Raw genomic sequence first — 673 nt, 5'->3', positions numbered from 1 at the left:
GTGCAGGGCTACAAGGCGGCATCAGAGGAAAAGCTGATCGAGATGGCGCCTGATGTCATCCTGATGATGAGCGACGGCAAGGGTGGCCCGACGCCCGAGCAGGTGTTCGGCAACCGCGCGCTGGCGGCAACGCCGGCGGCGGCCAACAAGGCGCTGGTCGTGCTTGACGGCGCCTACATGATCGGCTTCGGCCCGCGCACATCAGATGCGATCCGCGACCTGGCGAAGGCGCTCTATCCGGAAGGGGAATGACGTCGCGAAAATCGCAAGGCGTTTCGGCTGGGCAGTACCAATTCGTCGTCGAACCCGTTGCGCTTGATAAATCCTGTCCGTCCGGATTTCTCCGGATCGGCTTCCGCCCGAACAAACTTGGCGGCTCGGCCTGAAACATTGACACGATATTCTAAGCCGCGCGGTTGACCGTGAATGTGCTCTCCAGCCTATAATTATACTAAATTCATAGACTAACTGCGAACGTTCGAGGCGCTCGCACCTTGGCCTGTGAAAACCGGCTGCACAAAGGGAGCGCGCATCAATGCCGAAGACAGAGTCCAATCCGATCGACCTCGGCACCAGGGCGGCCGATTTCCTGCTGCCCGACGCGCAAGGCGTGCTGCACCGCCTCGTCGATTTCGACGCCAAGCCGGCCTTGCTCGTCGCCTTTATTTCCAAC

2 pseudogenes are annotated in these 673 nt (G+C 60.3%); both read left to right on the top strand.

What is annotated here, in order from left to right:
• A pseudogene (locus EN893_RS36630) lies at positions 1-252 on the top strand (ABC transporter substrate-binding protein); the annotation flags it as partial.
• A gap of 283 nt (positions 253-535) precedes the next feature.
• Positions 536-673, top strand: a pseudogene (locus EN893_RS40140) (thioredoxin family protein); the annotation flags it as partial.

This window comes from Mesorhizobium sp. M7A.F.Ca.CA.004.04.2.1, from assembly GCF_004022825.1.
Classification (GTDB): domain Bacteria; phylum Pseudomonadota; class Alphaproteobacteria; order Rhizobiales; family Rhizobiaceae; genus Mesorhizobium.
This window is presented reverse-complemented; position numbering and strand designations above follow the sequence as displayed.